We start from the raw sequence: 17,865 nt of genomic DNA, 5'->3' as shown, positions 1-17,865 counted from the left end.
GCCTATGACCGACACGGCGGCGCAGAAGGCCTTGAATGATTATGTTGAGGCGATGACTTCGTTATGTATCGTCGGGAAATTCGGTGACTATTTTTTGCACAATCCCGAGATGATCTTCGAGCGGCGAAGCGTTATACGCGGTCTGTTCAATTTTTGGAGCATCACGGATACGCAGGGGCTTAAACAAAATCTGGAGTGGACGATAGCGGAAGGAGCCAGAAAGGAATTTGCGGAGCTGTACAGTAGGCTAACATCCGTTTCGGAGGCCGAACGAGCTTCGATCGGACACAATACCGACGATCCTACACACAAACATAGGCTGTCCGTTGTCAGGCAATATTTGTGGCGTATGCCAACCGTCGGCATAGCGGCGCACGATTATTCCATGGCGGTATACAGAGCCTGTGCCGGACGGAAGTTGGGTTATTTAACGGAACAGGAGAAGTGGGCGTATATCGAAGAGGTTATCCCGATGGTCAAGAAGGATTTTTCCAGTTGGAAGGACTACCTATATAGCTTTCACGTGGGCGCCGTCTTTACATCACATCTTTTGAATGCGGATTATATCAACGAAAACAGCGTATTGCTGACAAAGCTGTTATTCTCGCGAAACGATTCCTTTCGGAGGGCCAGCTTGAGCTAGTGCCTTCAAGGGAGCGTGCTATCCTATGCGAATGTGGGAAATATTGGATATTAAACTGACGAATGATTTATCCATCATCAAAAAGGCTTATGCAAGGAAATTAAAGCAGCATCATCCCGAAGACGATCCGGAAGGTTACCAGCGGCTCCGGGAAGCCTACGATCAAGCGGTTCGCGCGGCAAAACGAAATCTTAAGCTCGATTCAAGTCATGATTTGACGGAGGAGGACACCGTCGAGAGAATAGAGAGCGGGCAGAGCGATACCGGGCAAGATGAACAAGAGGGGGATGACAATCCGGTTGTCGTCCCTTCCCGAAAGCTGTTCGCGGATCCGGCTCCTATGATACGCACCGCCGAACAGCGGATAAGCGAGTTCATGGAAAAAGTAACCGTCGTATATCGCGACATCGCGCAAAGGATCGTCATCGACTCGTGGCTGAAGCTGCTCAATGACGATATGATGTGGGATGTCAAGCTTCAACGAGAGGTCTACAAACGAATGACCGTGTTTTTGGATCGGCACCCCTATTTGCCGAGGGACGTCTGGCAATTGCTCGAAAGCAGCTTCTGCTGGAAGGAAAGGGCGCAGGATGATCGCGAATCGTTTTCCCGGCAGTTTCCCAACGTGTTTCTTCACGTGTTTGCCGAACCTTATTACGCCACGAGCTTGCGCTTTTCTTTCCTTACCAAGGCGGGTGACATCGATTGCGAGGCTTTTTTGGCGTATCGGCTAGGTGCGCTGCTGGCCTTGAAACATCATCACATGGAGCGAGCGGAAGAGATGCTAACCCGGGCATATGAGCTGTTTCCCGACGATCCGGACCTACTGCGGCTGCAAGCAGAATATTTTCTCCGGCTTGGCAGCTTGAGTCGTGCGGTGACTGCCATCGACCGTTGTATCGCATTGACTCCCGACGATCCGGAGCTGTATTGGTATCGTACCCGAATTTATGTTAAAAGCAACCGGCTGACCGAGGCGATTCATGATGTGACATACTTTCTTTCGCACAATCCGGGTCATCTCGGCGCGTTGTCTCTTGCGGCAAAATGCTATACAAAGCTGGGAGATCCGGCATCCGCACGCGACATGTACCTTCGTCTGCTGGAGCAGCAGCCTAACGATATTGAAGCGCTTGTATGTCTCGCCGAAGGCAGCCATCCGGAGACCGGAACGACGAGCCCGCCAGCGTCTCCGGCGGCATCAGTCGATCATTTGCCGGCTCAAGATACGGAGCGTGCCGCTTCACGCCTCTCGGAACAGCGCAGAGGGGCAAAGTTCCGGTCTTTATTTATAAAAATCCTGCTTGTCCTATGGGTATTGGGCTGGTTCATCTATTCCGTGATTCGCTAGGACGTTCCCAGTATGAGAAAAGAAAGGAGGCCCGTTCGCTTCGTCATGGATTATTACGATCCCGAAGTTCGCGCTCAATTGGCGCTGTATGGTCACGCCATGTCTTCCTTATGCATGAAAGGGCAAATGGCTTTCTCGCTGGCCAAAAATATGCAGACAGTGTTCGAAAACAAGCGGCGTCTTCAAAGCGCGTTAGAGCTGTGGGATGTTGAAGATTCCGCCGCATTGAAAACCGAGCTTCAGTGGCTGTTCGAAACCGGGGTGCGGAAAGAGTTCGAAGATTGCCGAATGCTGTTAGCGGGGCTTGCCGACACGGAACAAAGCGGCTATTTGAAGTCGCTCCCTTCAGGTGAAGCCCATACGGGCAAGCTGCACGTCGCGGCCTATTATTTAACGCGTTTGCCCGCAAAGGGGATTGCGGCATTCGACTATTCTTGGTGCGTCTATTTGTGCTGTGCCGGTCATCGTCGCGGCTATTTGTCCGAAGAGGACCAATGGAGAATCGTCGCTATGTGCGTCAGACATGCCCGTATCGCTTATGCAAGCTGGAAGGACTATATCATTGGTTTTGCGGCAGGCGCCGACTTTCATCAAGCTTCCTCTTCCTTAGACCATGTGAAAAGATACAAGGATTTTTTCGTGAAGCTGCTTTCGGCACCGGAAAGTCCTTTGAGTCAGGTCAACTTGAGGTAGGTGCTCGACCTAAGGATAAAGATCGATTTATAAGGTTCAAAAACGATTCAGCGCGGCTGCTCTCCGTTTCTTTTCATTGGGGAGCAGCCGCGTTTCTTTGTCATGAAAATCGCCGCTCGTCCATATAGTTTAACGATGACCGGCTGCTGGAGCCCCGATCGGAATGGAGTGAGACGCGAATGAGTGGACAAGCGGATTTGAGCCGGATTACGCTGCATGTTACCGGTATGACGTGTGCAGCTTGCGCCGCGCGCATCGAGAAGGCGGTCGGCAAAATGGAAGGCGTGGCGGAGGTCAGCGTCAATGTTGCTTTGGAGCGTGCGGTCGTCTTGCTGGATGCGAAGCGGGTGCGGACAGAGCAGATCGAAGCCCGGATCGCGCAGCTTGGATATGGCGTCCGTCCGCTGAATTCGGACGATGGGAAATCAACCGCCAATAGCGGTGAGGAAATTCGTCGCAGCCGGGCAATGTTCCTGCTTTCGCTTGCTTTTACGCTGCCTTTCTTCTGGGCGATGATCCCGCATCATGCGGCCTCTTCCTCGCCCTGGGTGCCTGAGCTGCTGGCGAACCCATGGTTTCAGCTTGCGCTTGCCGTTCCGGTGCAGTTCGGTTTCGGTCTCCCTTTTTACATTCGGGCCTACGAAGCTTTGAAAAACGGAAGCGCGAATATGGATGTGCTGATTGTTCTGGGCACGTCAACCGCCTTTTTTTATAGTCATTATATGTTGTTTCATCCTGGGCAGGTCATGATGGGGAACGGGCACCATAGCCCGTTCTATTTTGATACGAGCACCATGATTATTACGATCGTATGGCTTGGCCGATGGATCGAAGCGTCCGCCCGGAAGCGCACGGCGGATAGTCTCTCGCAGCTTTATGCGATGCAGACGGACACGGCCTGTAGGCTGACCCCGGATGGCGAACGCCGGGTCCCGGTGGACACGCTGAAGGAGGGCGACCTGCTCCGCGTCCGTCCCGGCGAGCGGGTGCCTCTCGACGGCATCGTCGCGCAAGGGATATCCGCGGTGGACGAATCGCTAATCACCGGGGAAAGCATGCCGGTTAAGAAGCGAAAAGGAGACCGCGTCATCGGCGGAACCTTGAACAGCTCCGGCGTGCTGGAAATCCGTGTCCTGCGCACGACCGGTCAAAGCACGATAGCCCGGATGATTCGGATGGTGGAGGAAGCGCAGAATGCGAAAGCGCCGATTCAGCGCGTCGCCGACAAAATTGCTGCGGTGTTTGTTCCGGTCATTGCCGCTACGGCTGTGTGTACCTTTTTGTACTGGTACGGATTAGGCGAGCCGGGTGTTGCAGGCGGGGCTTTGGAGAAGGCGATTGCCGTGCTGCTGATTGCTTGTCCATGCGCCTTGGGACTGGCGACGCCGGTATCCATTCTGGTCGCATCGGGCCGTGCGGCTCAGAAGGGCATCGTTTACATGGAAGGAGCCGCACTGGAGCGGCTTCATCAAACGGACATTCTTCTGTTCGATAAAACGGGGACGGTGACGTTCGGGACACCCAAGGTGACCGATGTGATTGCCGCTGAAGGCGAAACGCAGGCCACGCTGCTAAGCAAGCTTGCGGGCGCGGAACAGCTCTCCGAGCATCCGCTCTCACGCGCGGTTGTCGATGAGGCCGAGAGGCGGGGATTGCGGGTGCCCGACTGCGGCAGCTTCTTGGCCGTTCCCGGTTGCGGGGTTCGGGCGGAGGTGCACGGACGCGGGATCGTCGCAGGGACTCGGCGTTGGCTGGAGGAGCAGGGCGTCCCTTTTTCGGAAACGGAAAAGGCTGCCGGCCCGCTGCGCAGCCAGGGGAAGCAGTTGATCTATGTGGCGGTGGACGGCCTTCCGGCCGGGGTCGTCGCTCTCGCCGATACGGTTCGGCCGACGGCGGCACCGGCGCTGCGGCAGCTCAAAAAGCAGGGAATGGACATCCGGCTGGTGACCGGAGATCATGATGCAGCGGCTAAAGCGGTTGCGGAACGGCTTGGGAATGTTCGGTATTATGCGGATATGCTTCCGGACCAGAAGCTCGGGCTCGTCCGACGGCTGCAGAGCCAAGGGAAGCGGGTAACCATGGTCGGCGACGGCGTAAACGATGCGCCGGCGCTCGCAGCCGCAGATATCGGCGTAGCCGTCGGTAACGGAACGGATGTGGCCAAGGCAGCCGCCGATGTGCACTTGTTAAAAAGCGACTTGAAAGCTATGGCCGACGCCGTGAGGATCAGTCGAAAGACGATGGCAAATATTTACCAAAATATGGCGTTATCTTTTTGCTATAATGCTTTGGCGATCCCTGCTGCCTTAAGCGGCCACTTGGCGCCGTGGATGGCCTGTACGGCTATGGCTTTAAGCTCTTTGACGGTCATTATTAACGCACTTCGGCTGAAACGGGTGTAATTCCCTTCATTCCAAGCGAAGAAGGCGGGGAAGAGAAGATGGCGATCGGCGTTCATGATCTCACGCTGGCTTGGCTTGCCGGATTGCTTGGCGCGCCGCACTGCATTGGGATGTGCGGCGCGACCGTCTCCGGCTTTGCGCTGCAAGCGAAGGCGAGTCCGCTGCGCTCGGTTCTGGCTTACAATGCCGGCCGGGTTGTTACTTACGCCGCGCTCGGGGCGTTTATGGGCGCGATCGGCTCGTTCGTTGATGGCGCGGGGAAGCTGGCGAATGTGCAGGGGACAGCGAGCTTATTGGGCGGCTGTCTTATTTTGCTGTGGGCTTTGCGGCGTACCGCCCTCCCGCTGCATAGGCTGGACCCGCATCGGCTGCCGCTTGTCCGGCGGCTCACGGCGCGGTACCGGACGGCTGAGGAGGCCGGAGCCGCGGTCGTAAGCGGTCTGCTGCTCGGATTCCTTCCCTGTGGATTGACCTATGCGATGGAAATGAATGCGGCGGCGAGCGCAAGTCCGCTGCATGGCTTGCTGCTTATGCTGCTGTTCGGTCTGGGCACTGTGCCTGCGCTGGTTTCCGTCGGGCTGTTTGCGGGCAAATTGAACAAACGGCTGCGGAGCAAGGCCGCCATGGCCGGCCAATTCGTAGCCGTCTGGATCGGAGTGCTGTCCGTACTGCGGGGCTTGGCTGCGGCCGGATGGATTCCCAGTGTTCATCCCTGGCTTTGGTGATAAATTGTAAGGGATTGTCCTCAAAACCGTCATAAATGAAGTGAAAAATAGCCCGGGGGAGTCATAGGCAGGCGCCGGACGATCCGATACAGTGAAAGCAGGCAAGGGAAAAACCGGAAATTAGCGGACGGCGGCAAAAGGAAACCGGACCCGGAGCGATTTGTCTCCGGCTGTCATTGACACGTCGGCAACGGACGAGCCCGCCATGAGCGGAATGCCTTCGCCAACGTACCGGCCTGCCTCCGTTTCCGTCAGGGTAAAGGGGCTCGCGCCGCATAGCATTTGCGGCATCGAGATGGTGGCGGCCCCGGTCGCGCCGCTCACCGGCCGGCCCGCCGCGTCGCGAAGCGTGACGGTAAACGTGGCGGGCTTCAGCGCTGTGGCCGGGCTTGGGTGAAGCGACACTTGAATGCGGTAGCCTTCTACCATAAAATCCGAGACCGGCGGGAACTGCGGGGAGGTGGCGGCGAATTGCCGGAAGCCGAACCAAGTCCCCAGGACGATCATGGCGCCGAGGCCGAAGAGGCGAAGCCAAGCGGTGTTGGGCATAGCGGCCGTATCCCTGCCTTTCCGGGTCATATCGTTTCATATGTATCCCGGGTCAAGCTCCAATATTCCTCAAAACAAAGGTGGTAATGGTCATGAAGCGAGCCTGGATCCCATTGGCGGTCGGATTGCTGTTGTTAGCCGGACTTACAACGGCTTGCGGCGGGGGCAAAAGCGGTGCGCCGGCGAACGCCCCCTCCAAATCGGCAGCCGGCGAAGCGTCTAACGCGGAGGCGATTTACAAGGCGAACTGTGTCTCCTGTCACGGGGCCGACCTCTCGGGCAAAGTCGGGCCCAATCTTCAAAAGACGGGGGTCAAGCTGAGCCAAGAACAAATTACGGCCAAGATTCAGAACGGAGGCGGAGGAATGCCTTCCTACAAAAGCACGTTGAAGGAGCCTGAGATTCAGGCATTGACAGAATGGTTGTCCGCCAAAAAATAAACGAAGAGAGGCGTCCCGCCGAGCGGGCGTCTCTCTTTTTCTGGCTAGCCTGGAGGAGAGTAGGCGGTATAGCAGCGGCCGTTTCATGAAATTGTCAAGGTTATCGCAGCAGCGGAGTGTTTTTCCGTTGGAAATTGTGGTATTTTGGTAAGCAAACGGTTAAACTATACTGTTGGTTCGAAAGGGGTTTGAACAGAAGCTATGGCAACTATCATTTTGATCGTTTGCTTGCTTGTAATGGGCACGTTTTTCAGCTTGGCTTTCGTGTGGCTGTTTCAGAAAAAAAAGGGACTTGCCATCAGCTTTACGATTCTGGGCCTCGTAAGCGCATTCGTCTTCTATTACGCTATTTTTCAGGGCTGGCTTGAGCTGCCGGAGCAGTACGGATGAGCGACGGACGCAAGCGAGCGAACGTTCTTCCGGGTGCCGAGGTGCTCATCGTCCTGAAGCAGGATCAGCGGACGGGAAAGCTGACGCGCGGCATCGTGAAGGATCTGCTGACGAATTCGGCGACGCATCCGCACGGCATCAAGGTGCGTTTGACGGACGGACAAGTCGGCCGGGTCAAGGAAATCGTCACTCCGGCAACCGCAAAGCCGGAATAGAAATAATCGTGCCTCTCCCTGCGTATCCTGTAGCGTCTGCGATAAAAAAGCGAAGGGGAGAGCGCTTTTATGTCTGTTTGTCCGCTTCCGCCGGTACCGTACGTTCCACAGCCGCCGGCGCATGCCCACGCGTTCATTGGCTGGACCTCCGTGGCGCTGGGGCATTTCCATGGAGTCGAGATGTTCGTCTATGCCGTGAACGGAGACGGAACGGACGGGCACGTGCACAGATATCAGGGGCATACGAAACTGGCTATGGGCCACTTTCACCGTCTCATCGGGATGACAGGACCGCCGATTACGCTGCCGGACGGCTCCCATTATCATGAGATCGACGGGCTGACGAACGACGAGCCGTTCGAGTTTAAGCAAAACTATTACAAGACCGTGCTATCGATCAAAAGGCACACGCACAAGTTTGCCGGACGAACGGGAACGGGGATCGGTTACGAGCCTCCGGGCTGGTGAGTTATTTTTCTGACGCGGATCGGGACGATCCGGGTCTTTTTTTGTTGGTCTTGTTTGCTCAGAAATTCAATGTATTCGGATCGACATTATAAACATAATTCCATTGTGATTGAAACTGAGGGATTTTCGGTAAAGTCCGGCCCATTCAATAGGTCTCTTTCATTTACTTTGTGGATTGATGAGGAATATGGATGAAAACATTATTTCAAAATGAATTAAAGTGAGGTATACTTAAAAGGACAACGGGGAACGGGGGGAGCAAGATGAAATCATGGCTGAGGAAATTGAGGCCGTTGGGGTCGATCTTTTGGACTTTCTGCAAAATCAGTCCGGTCACGTTCGGCGGCGGCTACGCGATGATCCCCGTAATGGAACGGGAAGTCGTCGGCAAACGGCGCTGGATCGAACCTGACGAGATGAGCGGCGTCTTGTCGATAGCCGGATCGGCTCCGGGCGGTGTAGGCGTCAATGCGGCGGCGTTCATCGGTTACCGGCTGGCTGGGGTGCCGGGAGCCGCGGTGGCGGTCGGCGGAATGACGCTGCCGGCTTTTTTGATCGTATTTTTGCTAAGTCTTGTGTTTCGAGAGATCTATGACCTGCCGAAAGTGGCTGCGGCCTTTCAAGGCATTCAAGCGGCGATCGCCGCCTTGATCATCATTTCGGCGTATAACATGGGGAAAAGCTCCGTTGTGGACCGTACGACGCTGGCTACGGCGGCTTTTACGGTCGTGCTCCTGCTTGTTTTTCATGTGCATCCAATGCTTGTTATTTTGATCGGACTCGTGATCGGGCATTTGCTCGTCCGCATGAAGCGAAAACTCGGCTATCGCGCGTTCGAACCTAAGGACGAGGAAGCTCCGGCGGCCGGAAATGGCTATAAATATGCGGATTACTTTATTGCAGACGGGATTTAGAACGGGGTGACGGTGATGCTATGGAGCTTGTTTGCGGTATTTCTTAAAATCGGTCTTGTCTCGTTCGGCGGAGGATATGCGATGATTCCGCTGATTCGGCATGAAGTGCTGCTCCACGGCTGGATGGAGGAGCGGCGGTTTACGGATACCGTCGCGTTGGCGGGGATGGCTCCGGGACCGATTGCGACGAACAGCGCCACCTTGATCGGCTACGAAGCCGCCGGCGTTCCCGGAGCGATCCTGTCGACGCTTGGCATGGTACTGCCGTCGCTGGCGATTATTGTGCTCATCGCCGCATTCTTTTTCCGGATGCAGCAGCGGCCGTGGGTCAAAGCGACGTTCTACGGGCTGAAGCCGGTGGTGACCGGGATGATCGTCTATGCGGCGATTCACTTCAGCTTGCCGGGAAGCGGAGCCGATTGGATGAGCTGGCATACGGTCGGGATGATGATTATTTTGGCGGTATGTCTCGGCGCACTGATCAAATACCGCCTGCATCCGCTTGCGGTGATCGTCCTCTCGGGCGTTCTGGGGATTGCTTTCTTTCAATAAATCCAGAATCGTACAGGCTCAGCCCCGTTATGGGGCTCAGAGTGTTGATTGACCGGAATAGAGAAACATACGGAGGTGGGGTATCTACTGGAGGAGCGATAGCGTTCGCCTTTGTCTGCGGGAAATATCCGCTTCTAAGCAGATTCCAATGAAAATTTCCTGCAGACAAGAGTGACCGGAAGTAGATACCCCACTTCCTCGTAACCTCTATTACCTCAATCGACTACTTTCTCAACACTCTCAGCCCCGTTATGGGGCTTTCTTTGTGCGGTTGTGGTACAATAAAAACCGAATTTGCCGTAAGTTGGAGTGAACGAACATGGGAGAACTGCCGATAGATCGCGTTTTAACGCAGTTGAAGGAGAAGTTGGACAAGCATACGAATGCCGTGCTGGTAGCGCCGCCCGGCGCGGGCAAGACGACCCGCGTACCGCTTGCGCTGCTGGAAGAGCCGTGGGTGGCCGGACGCAAAATTATTATGCTGGAGCCGCGCCGACTGGCTGCGAGAGCCGCTGCCCGGTACATGGCGTCCCGGCTCGGAGAACAGGTCGGCGAAACGGTGGGTTACCGGGTCCGGTTGGATACGAAGGTCGGACCGAAAACGCGCATCGAAGTCATCACGGAAGGCGTGCTTACACGCCTGCTGCAGGCCGATCCTGCGCTTGAGGACGTGGCCGTTGTTATTTTTGACGAATTCCATGAACGAAGCTTGCACGCGGATCTGGGCTTGGCGTTTGCGCTGGAGTCGCAAACGGTGCTGCGGGACGACCTGCGTATCCTGGTCATGTCGGCTACACTGGACGCGGCTCCGGTCGCCGCGCTGATGAGCGATGCACCGGTTGTGGTCAGCGAGGGCCGCAGCTATCCCGTGGAGACGCGGTATCTAAGCAAGCCTGTGGAAGGGAAGCTGGAACCGGCGGTGGCTGCGTGCATCCGTCAGGCGCTGGCAGCCGAAGAAGGGGATCTGTTGGCTTTTTTGCCCGGGGCAGGAGAAATTCGGCGCGTGGAACGGCTGCTGCTTGAAGCAGGACTCGGTCCGCAGGTGCGGATCGCTCCGCTGTACGGGCAGCTTGCTCAAGGGGAGCAGGACGCGGCCATTGCACCGAGCTTGCCGGGGCAGCGCAAGGTGGTGCTCGCCACCTCTATCGCCGAATCGAGCTTAACCGTAGAAGGGGTGCGCATCGTCGTCGACGGCGGCCGGATGCGCGTGCCGCGGTTCTCGCCCCGGACAGGCATGACGCGGCTGGAGACGGTTATCGTCTCGCGGGATTCGGCGGACCAGCGCCGCGGGCGTGCCGGACGTACGGCTCCCGGTGTGTGCTACCGGCTCTGGACGGCGCAGGAGGACCGCCGGCTGGCGCCTCACCGGGTGCCCGAGATCATGGAAGCGGATCTGGCCGCTCTGGCGCTTGAGCTTGCCGCTTGGGGCGTCGCCGATCCAGCGCGGCTCGCTTGGCTGACGCCGCCGCCTGCAGCCGCCTATGGTCAGGCGGTCGTGCTTCTGAAGCAGCTCGGCGCACTGGGAGACGACGGAGCGATTACCCCGCACGGCCGGCGCATGGCCGAGCTCGGCGTATCGCCCCGGCTCGCGCACATGATGCTGCGGGCGGTGCCGCTCGGGCTTGGCGGGCTGGCCTGCGAGCTGGCTGCGCTGCTAAGTGACCGGGACCTGCTGCGTTCCCGGCCGGACTCGCCCAATGCGGACCTGCGGCTGCGCGTGGAGGCGCTTCGTGGAGCGGGCGCCGCGCAGGCGGCAGATCCTGCGGCCCGCCGCCGAATCGGGGCGGAGGCCGAGCAGGGGAAGCGCACGCTGGGTGTGCCGCTTGAGCAAAGAGACGAAGTGAACGCCTGCGGAATGCTGCTTGCTTTCGCCTATCCCGACCGGATCGCGCAAAATAAAGGAAGCGGGCGCTTCCTGCTGAGCGGAGGCAGAGGAGGTTCGTTTTCGGGTCCTCAGCCGCTCTACGGCGAGAAATATTTGGTCGTAGCGGAGTTGGATGATCAAGGGGCGGACGGCCGTATCGATCTGGCGGCTCCGATCTCAGAGGAGCAGCTGTACCAGGTGTTTGCGGACGACATCGAAACGGAAACCGCAGTCGCGTGGGACCGGGCGGCTCAAGCGGTTCGTACCCGCAAGCGGGAGAAGCTCGGCGCGCTTACCTTGCGGGAGGCGCCGGTGGGAGCCCCGGACCCGGAGCAGGTGCTAAACGCGCTGCTTGAGGGCATCGCAGCCGAAGGCTTGTCCATTCTGCCGTGGACCAAGGCGGCAAAGCAGCTGCGCGAGCGCATCGGCTTTATGCACCGGGTGGACCCGGCTTGGCCCGATGTTTCCGACGAGGCGCTGCTCGCGGGGCTGGAGGATTGGCTCGGCCCGCATCTGTACGGACTCAAAAGCCGGGATGACCTGCAGCGGCTCTCGATGGCCGCGATTCTGGACGGCATGCTTCCGTGGCCGCAGCGCCAGCAGCTCGACGACTTCGTGCCGACGCACATTACGGTGCCGAGCGGCTCGCGCATCCCGGTCGATTACAGCGATCCGGCGTCGCCGGTGCTGGCCGTGAGGCTCCAGGAGCTGTTCGGCCTGCGGGAAACGCCACGCATCGGGGGCGGCAAGGTGCCGCTGCTGCTGCATTTGCTTTCCCCGGCACATCGGCCGGTACAGGTCACGCGCGATTTGGCGAGCTTTTGGCAGGATGCCTATTTTGAAGTGAAGAAGGATTTGAAGGGTCGCTATCCGAAGCACGTATGGCCGGACGATCCGCTCACGGCTTTGCCGACGAACCGTGCCAAGCCGCGAGTATAATTCGCTTTAGAAGGACAAAACAAAAGAGGCAGTACCATGTCCGCCCCATCCGGCTATCCTGCCGGGCGGGAAGGGAGACATGGGCCGCCTCTTTCGCCGTTTTATTTCCAATTCCGATATCCTTGGGACTGGCCGATTCTCACAAGAATCCAGCCGAAATAGATGATGGCTCCGGCCAAGATTAGGCTGATGAACTTCGGCAGCCAGAAGATAATAAGTGCCGCGCCCGCGAGCATGACCAAGCCGCTGCACACGCGCTTGAGCGTCGTGTCCGCCGTTCTCCACAGCCAGTAGCCGAAGGCGATCATCGCTAGAGCAAAAATATATCCGAATAATCCGCTGATGCCGCCCCAACCGATCAATCCGATAATGCCGATCCCCATCAGGACGAAGCCGCCTATCGTCTGTATGTTCCATTTCAAGTTCATCGTCGTCACCCGTCTTTCGTTCGTTTAGATCTTGTCTCTATTGTATACGAATTGGATGTCCGGTAAAACAGACCGAAGGCGGTACGGAAGCTGGACTTTAGTCGGGGAGACCGGGCGGATGGGAGCAATCCGGCTTTTGCCACAGATTCGACACGGAATGACACGCAAAACCGGAAAAATGGCGGCTTGGGCAGGCGGGCGGCGAGCTTTTTTCAAAGGGCTGGGTTATAATGAGGGAAAAAATGCAGCGGAAGAGGATAGACATGGTGACGAATCAAGCGATACTAGAAGAAGCGGTGGCGTTTGTAACGGCGTGCTATGAAGAGTTGGGCAAAAACGGCGAGGAAACGCATCGGCGGCTTGCGGAGGTTCGGGAAGAGCTTTCCCGGCGCGGAACTTACGAGCTTACCTATGAGGAGCTTGCGCATGGCGCGAGAATGGCTTGGCGAAACAGCAACCGCTGCATCGGCAGGTTATTTTGGCCGTCGCTAAACGTGTTTGACGAGAGAGGGCTGGAGCGGGAAGACGACATCGCGCAAGCGATATTCCGCCATATCGCCTATGGGACCAACAGCGGCATGATCAGGCCGTCGATCACGGTGTTTGCCGCAGAAACGGACGAGCGGCGTATCCGCATCTGGAACCATCAGTTGATCCGCTATGCCGGGTATGAAACCGGGAGCGGGATCGTCGGCGATCCGGCCTCCGTCCGGTTCACGAAGGCTTGCATGAGCTTGGGCTGGAGGGGAGCGGGCACACCGTTTGACGTGCTGCCGCTGGTTATCCAAGTGAACGGGCGGCAGCCCCGGTGGTATCCGATTCCTGAACATTTGGTGCTTGAGGTACCCATTCAACACCCGGAATACGATTCGTTCGCCGGGCTGGGGCTCAAATGGTATGCCGTTCCGTTTATTTCCGACATGATGTTGGATATTGGCGGCATCCGGTATACGGCGGCGCCGTTCAATGGCTGGTACATGGGAACGGAAATTGGCGCGCGCAATTTGGCCGATCCGGACCGTTATCATATGCTGCCGAAGGTGGCCGAGCTGCTGAAGCTGGATACGTCGACCAACGTGTCCCTGTGGAAGGACAGAGCGCTGGTCGAGCTGAATACGGCGGTTCTTCATTCCTTTAAGGCGGCAGGGGTCAGCATCATAGATCATCATACGGCGGCGGAGCAGTTCCGGCGGTTCGAGCAGCAGGAAGAACGAAGCGGCCGCCCGTTAACCGGAGATTGGACTTGGCTGATTCCTCCGGTGTCGCCGGCGGCGACGCATATTTTCCACCGGTCCTACGACGATCGCATCGTCAAGCCGAATTATTTCCGTCAAGCTTGCCCGTACGACATCATAGACGCCGATGAAGCCGGGGCACAGGCAGACCCATCGGCCGACTTGCTGGCCAGAGGCTGAGGAGCGGTTTTATGTCCATTACTTACAGACCGCGGCTTTTCTTATTGTCCGGAATGGCGACGGCGCCGAATTTTATGGACACGTTCGGAGAGCAGCTGTGCCGGAGGCTGGAGGCAAAGGGATTCCGGCCGGAATACCGGCTGCTGTTCCCTTACGGCGACTGGAGCCGGAGAACTGCGGCCCAGATGCTGGAAATCTACCGGGATCTGCGGCTAAGACCGCAGGCGGCCGCGCGCTCGATCGGAGGCCGCAGAGCGGCGGAAGCGATCCGCGGCGTCTGCGGAGACGGCTTGCCCGTCCTAATCGGGCACAGCGGAGGCGGAGTGGCGGGCGTGCAGGCGGCCGAGCTGCTGCGCCCGGCGCTTTCTCTGCCGGGTATCCTGACGGTGCAGATCGGCTCGCCGAAATGCCCGGTAAGCTCCGCAGGCCGGGAACGAGCACTTTACATACGCGGCATCGGCGTGAAGGGGGGCGATCCGATTGCACGGCTCGGTTCGTGGGCCGGCTGGGTAACGGGAGGCTCCGGGCTTCGTGACCGGTTACGGTACGACCGCTTCAAGCATGCGCCAGCGTATCGGATCAACCTGGCACTGATGGGCGGGCATCCGGATTATTTTCGCGGCCATGAGCCGTTCGTGAATCCGGACGGACGAACCAATCTGCAGATCGTCGCCGATTATACGACGGCTTGGCTGCTGGAGCGATGGGGCTCGGAAAATGGGGCTTGACATTTATTTTAAATATGTCATAATGACATTATCAAAAAGATAGAGTTGCCAGTCTACATTAATACAGACGACGTATGGAAAGGGAAGGTGCCCTTATGAAAGCTCTCGTTGTGATCGATTATACGGTCGATTTCGTTACCGGCAAGCTGCCGTGCGGGCAGCCGGCGATCGATTTGGAGCAAAGAATCGCCGAATTGACGGAACGGTTTGTCGAAGGGGGCGATCTGGTCGTCATGGCCGTCGACCTTCATGAGGAAAATGACGCGTATCATCCGGAACATAAGCTGTTTCCGCCGCATAACATTCGCGGTACGGAAGGCCGCAAGCTGTACGGCCGGCTTCACGACGTCTATTCGGCGCGTCAGGACCGCATTTATTGGATGGACAAAACGAGATACAGCGCCTTCTGCGGGACGGATCTGGAGCTGCGGCTGCGGGCCCGCGGCATCGACGAGGTGCACCTGATCGGCGTCTGTACGGACATTTGCGTGCTGCATACCGCCGTGGATGCCTATAATAAGGGGTATAAAATCGTTGTTCATGAGGACGCGGTCGCGAGCTTCAATCCGGCCGGACACGAATGGGCACTGACTCATTTTCAGAATGTACTGGGCGCCGAAGTCGTCCGTGCTGTAGATAAAAACGTCTAACGAAGCGAGAGGGGAACTACGATGAGCTGCGACAATTTGACACTTCATACGGATAAATATCAAATTAACATGATGTACGCCCACTGGTTCAACGGCTCGATGGACCGCAAGGCGGTGTTCGAGGCTTACTTCCGCAAGCTGCCGTTCGGCAACGGATATGCCGTGTTTGCCGGCCTGCAGCGCATCGTCGAGTATATTCAGCACTTACAATTCGACGAAGCGTCGATCCGCTACTTGGCGGAGCAGGAGGAGAATTACGACCCGGCCTTTCTGGAAAAACTGCGCCAGTTCCGGTTTACCGGTTCGTTATGGTCGGTGGAGGAAGGATCGCTGGTATTTCCGAATGAGCCGCTGATCCGGGTCGAAGCGAGCGTCTTTGAAGCGCAACTGCTGGAAACGGCGATCTTGAACTTCATGAACTACCAGACGCTGATCGCGACCAAAGCGTCGCGCATCCGGCAGGTCGCCCCGGACGATGTGCTGATGGAATTCGGCACGCGGCGGGCACAAGAGGCGGATGCGGCGGTATGGGGCGCGCGGGCGACTTATATCGCCGGCTTCGACGCCACGTCGAATATGAGAGCGGGCATGATGTTCGGCATTCCGACGAAGGGCACGCACGCGCACGCTTGGGTGCAGGACCATGATTCGGAAGAAGAGGCGTTTCAGAAATTCTCGGCCGCGCTACCCGACCAGGTTACGCTGCTGGTTGACACATACGATACGATCAAAAGCGGCGTGCCGCATGCGATCGAAACGGCCAAATGGCTGCAAAGCCAGGGCAAACGGATGAACGCGATCCGGCTCGACAGCGGGGACTTGGCTTATCTGTCAAAAAAGGCGCGCGCGATGCTGGACGAAGCGGGGCTGCAGGATGTCAAGATCGTCGCTTCGAACGATTTGGACGAGAACATTATTTTCAACCTGAAAGCCCAAGGGGCGAGAATCGACAGCTGGGGAGTCGGCACGAAGCTGATTACGGCAGCTGACCAGCCCGCGCTGGGCGGCGTGTACAAGCTGGTGGCCCGCGAGCGAGAGGACGGTTTCGTACCGGTCATCAAAATTTCGGGCAATCCGGAAAAAGTGACGACGCCGGGCATTAAGGACGTCTACCGTATCGTCAATCGCGAGACCAACAAGGCGATGGCGGACTATATCGCGCTGACGGACGAAGACGATGTGCAGCTGGGCCAGCCGCTGAAGCTGTTCGACCCGGTGCACCCGTATATTTCGAAAACGGTGGAGCAATACGAAGCGCAGTCGATGCTTCGTCCGATTTTTGCGGACGGCGAGCAGGTGTACGAGCTGCCCACGCTGGACATCATCCGCGAGCATCACCGGAATCAGCTGACCTTGTTCTGGCCGGAATATTTGCGCAAGCTGAATCCGGAAGTGTATCCCGTTGACCTGAGCCCTAAAGCTTGGGACCAGAAGATGGAGCTGATCCGCCAACATAAAGGATAGGACGGCGAGCACGCAGTCGTTTTTTCATCGGAGCCTGAAAATATCAGGCTTCTTTTTTTATGCCTGATTCATCCCGAAAGAGCAGAGGGAGCGAGACATAAGTAAAGAGCGCTAAAAAGTTAGCGCTCGTTGTTTCTTACTAACGGTTTACATCAACAGAGTAGGTTACGATTTTTGGCAATTGAATGGTTAAATAATGAGTCAGATTAGCGTCGTCGTGAAACTCATTGTGTTCAATTTTTTTGTCTACCCATACACCGAGAATCGGGACAAAATATTGAAGCGACATGAACCAAAAATAGGTTAGCGTTATATCCAATTTATATTCATCATAACCGACCGCAGTGTAGTATTCCCTTGGGTTGTAAGGTGATGAAGGATCAGGACCATCGTATTCTTTGGAAGTATCGTAAGTTTCACTAATCGTATCGGAATTTTTCCCGGTTAGGATGGAGTAGATGGACGCAAGCTCAAAAGCCGAAGTCACGTTTGGTTCAATCGAGGTTATTTTTTTGGACTGCGTAAAAGGTTGGGCTAGCTTCTGTTTTTGACCTTTCGCTACGCTAATTAACTTATGTTGATCGGTTAGAGGAAGGGAATCGTATTTTTCAATTTTTTTGTTGAGGGTTTTCCAAACCCAGGGGCCCACGCATGATTTGATTCGGTCTCCACTCGAAAGAGGCTCATACCTGCAAACTTCTTGACTGGGATCGCTAGACATCGTCGCTTGATTCTTCGTAATAGCGGCGGGGCTTACATTTGGATCCATTGGAATGCTTGATGGTTCCGCATATGCTGAGGGGACAAGTAAGGACATCAACAACAAAGAGACGGATACGAGCTTCAGTTTTCTCACACAATTGGCCTCCTAATGACGAAAATTTGTCCGATGATTACGAGAACCCGACAGAATAAGAAATAGTAGAGGTTTAAGCCGAGTCGAGTCATTAATGATTTTATTAAGAACTAAACAACTCCTTTTATTGTAATTATTTACCTGTACATGTATTTTAGTATAAATTACTTAATTTGTAA

19 protein-coding genes are annotated in these 17,865 nt (G+C 56.5%); 16 read left to right on the top strand and 3 right to left on the bottom strand.

Features of this window, described 5'->3' with window-relative positions; all coding sequences use genetic code 11:
- Positions 1-4 precede the first annotated feature (4 nt).
- From ET33_RS36200 to ET33_RS02885, 5 genes are all read left to right on the top strand, one after another.
- Positions 5-643, top strand: coding sequence for a DUF1266 domain-containing protein (locus ET33_RS36200; protein ID WP_051775078.1), 639 nt, complete (start codon positions 5-7; stop codon positions 641-643).
- A gap of 25 nt (positions 644-668) precedes the next feature.
- Positions 669-1,994: a J domain-containing protein gene (locus ET33_RS02900; protein WP_051775077.1), complete on the top strand. Its 1,326-nt coding sequence runs from the start codon at positions 669-671 to the stop codon at positions 1,992-1,994.
- A 12-nt stretch (positions 1,995-2,006) separates the two neighbouring features.
- The gene (locus ET33_RS02895) at positions 2,007-2,687 is read left to right on the top strand and encodes a DUF1266 domain-containing protein (protein WP_081890186.1); all 681 of its coding nucleotides are present in this window, start codon (positions 2,007-2,009) and stop codon (positions 2,685-2,687) included.
- A gap of 179 nt (positions 2,688-2,866) precedes the next feature.
- A complete protein-coding gene (locus ET33_RS02890) occupies positions 2,867-5,089 on the top strand; it encodes a heavy metal translocating P-type ATPase (RefSeq protein WP_036676235.1) in 2,223 nt (740 codons plus the stop codon).
- Between the two features lie 38 nt (positions 5,090-5,127).
- The gene (locus tag ET33_RS02885) at positions 5,128-5,814 is read left to right on the top strand and encodes a sulfite exporter TauE/SafE family protein (protein ID WP_036676232.1); all 687 of its coding nucleotides are present in this window, start codon (positions 5,128-5,130) and stop codon (positions 5,812-5,814) included.
- Between the two features lie 120 nt (positions 5,815-5,934).
- Here the strand turns inward: ET33_RS02885 and ET33_RS02880 are convergent, their stop codons facing one another.
- Complete coding sequence (locus ET33_RS02880; protein WP_161783520.1) at positions 5,935-6,363, bottom strand: FixH family protein; 429 nt, start codon at positions 6,361-6,363, stop codon at positions 5,935-5,937.
- A gap of 92 nt (positions 6,364-6,455) precedes the next feature.
- Between ET33_RS02880 and ET33_RS02875 the strand changes: the two genes are divergently transcribed.
- The 7 genes from ET33_RS02875 (at position 6,456) to hrpB (ending at position 12,145) form a co-directional block, all read left to right on the top strand.
- Entirely contained in the window at positions 6,456-6,803 is a 348-nt protein-coding gene (locus ET33_RS02875; protein WP_036676230.1) for a c-type cytochrome, read from the top strand.
- Positions 6,804-7,004: 201 nt separating this feature from the next.
- Positions 7,005-7,193 carry a hypothetical protein gene (locus ET33_RS02870; RefSeq protein WP_036676228.1) on the top strand — a complete coding sequence of 63 codons (189 nt, stop codon included), beginning with the start codon at positions 7,005-7,007 and terminating at the stop codon, positions 7,191-7,193.
- On the top strand, positions 7,190-7,408 hold the full coding sequence (locus ET33_RS02865) for a YwbE family protein (protein ID WP_036676226.1): 219 nt from the start codon (positions 7,190-7,192) through the stop codon (positions 7,406-7,408). Before ET33_RS02870 ends, ET33_RS02865 begins: the two co-directional genes overlap by 4 nt.
- 69 nt (positions 7,409-7,477) lie before the next feature.
- Positions 7,478-7,876, top strand: coding sequence for a YmaF family protein (locus ET33_RS02860; RefSeq protein ID WP_036676224.1), 399 nt, complete (start codon positions 7,478-7,480; stop codon positions 7,874-7,876).
- Positions 7,877-8,139: 263 nt separating this feature from the next.
- The gene (locus tag ET33_RS02855) at positions 8,140-8,790 is read left to right on the top strand and encodes a chromate transporter (RefSeq protein ID WP_407668071.1); all 651 of its coding nucleotides are present in this window, start codon (positions 8,140-8,142) and stop codon (positions 8,788-8,790) included.
- Positions 8,791-8,805: 15 nt separating this feature from the next.
- A complete protein-coding gene (locus ET33_RS02850) occupies positions 8,806-9,342 on the top strand; it encodes a chromate transporter (protein ID WP_036676219.1) in 537 nt (178 codons plus the stop codon).
- A gap of 319 nt (positions 9,343-9,661) precedes the next feature.
- Positions 9,662-12,145, top strand: coding sequence for an ATP-dependent helicase HrpB (gene hrpB / locus ET33_RS02845; RefSeq protein ID WP_036676217.1), 2,484 nt, complete (start codon positions 9,662-9,664; stop codon positions 12,143-12,145).
- Between the two features lie 101 nt (positions 12,146-12,246).
- On the opposite strand, the gene ET33_RS02840 is transcribed toward hrpB, so the two are convergent.
- Complete coding sequence (locus tag ET33_RS02840; RefSeq protein ID WP_036676215.1) at positions 12,247-12,573, bottom strand: hypothetical protein; 327 nt, start codon at positions 12,571-12,573, stop codon at positions 12,247-12,249.
- 263 nt (positions 12,574-12,836) lie between these two features.
- On the opposite strand from ET33_RS02840, the gene ET33_RS02835 reads away from it, so the two are divergent.
- The 4 genes from ET33_RS02835 (at position 12,837) to ET33_RS02820 (ending at position 16,830) form a co-directional block, all read left to right on the top strand.
- Positions 12,837-13,988: a nitric oxide synthase oxygenase gene (locus ET33_RS02835; protein ID WP_051775075.1), complete on the top strand. Its 1,152-nt coding sequence runs from the start codon at positions 12,837-12,839 to the stop codon at positions 13,986-13,988.
- 11 nt (positions 13,989-13,999) lie between these two features.
- On the top strand, positions 14,000-14,716 hold the full coding sequence (locus tag ET33_RS02830; protein WP_051775074.1) for a hypothetical protein: 717 nt from the start codon (positions 14,000-14,002) through the stop codon (positions 14,714-14,716).
- 95 nt (positions 14,717-14,811) lie between these two features.
- On the top strand, positions 14,812-15,366 hold the full coding sequence (locus ET33_RS02825) for a cysteine hydrolase family protein (RefSeq protein ID WP_036676208.1): 555 nt from the start codon (positions 14,812-14,814) through the stop codon (positions 15,364-15,366).
- Positions 15,367-15,387: 21 nt separating this feature from the next.
- Positions 15,388-16,830 carry a nicotinate phosphoribosyltransferase gene (locus ET33_RS02820; RefSeq protein WP_036676207.1) on the top strand — a complete coding sequence of 481 codons (1,443 nt, stop codon included), beginning with the start codon at positions 15,388-15,390 and terminating at the stop codon, positions 16,828-16,830.
- Between the two features lie 139 nt (positions 16,831-16,969).
- On the opposite strand, the gene ET33_RS02815 is transcribed toward ET33_RS02820, so the two are convergent.
- Positions 16,970-17,686, bottom strand: a complete 717-nt coding sequence (locus ET33_RS02815) for a hypothetical protein (protein ID WP_036676205.1) — start codon at positions 17,684-17,686, stop codon at positions 16,970-16,972.
- Positions 17,687-17,865: the final 179 nt, after the last annotated feature.

The organism is Paenibacillus tyrphae (assembly GCF_000722545.1).
GTDB lineage: Bacteria > Bacillota > Bacilli > Paenibacillales > NBRC-103111 > Paenibacillus_G > Paenibacillus_G tyrfis.
This window is presented reverse-complemented; position numbering and strand designations above follow the sequence as displayed.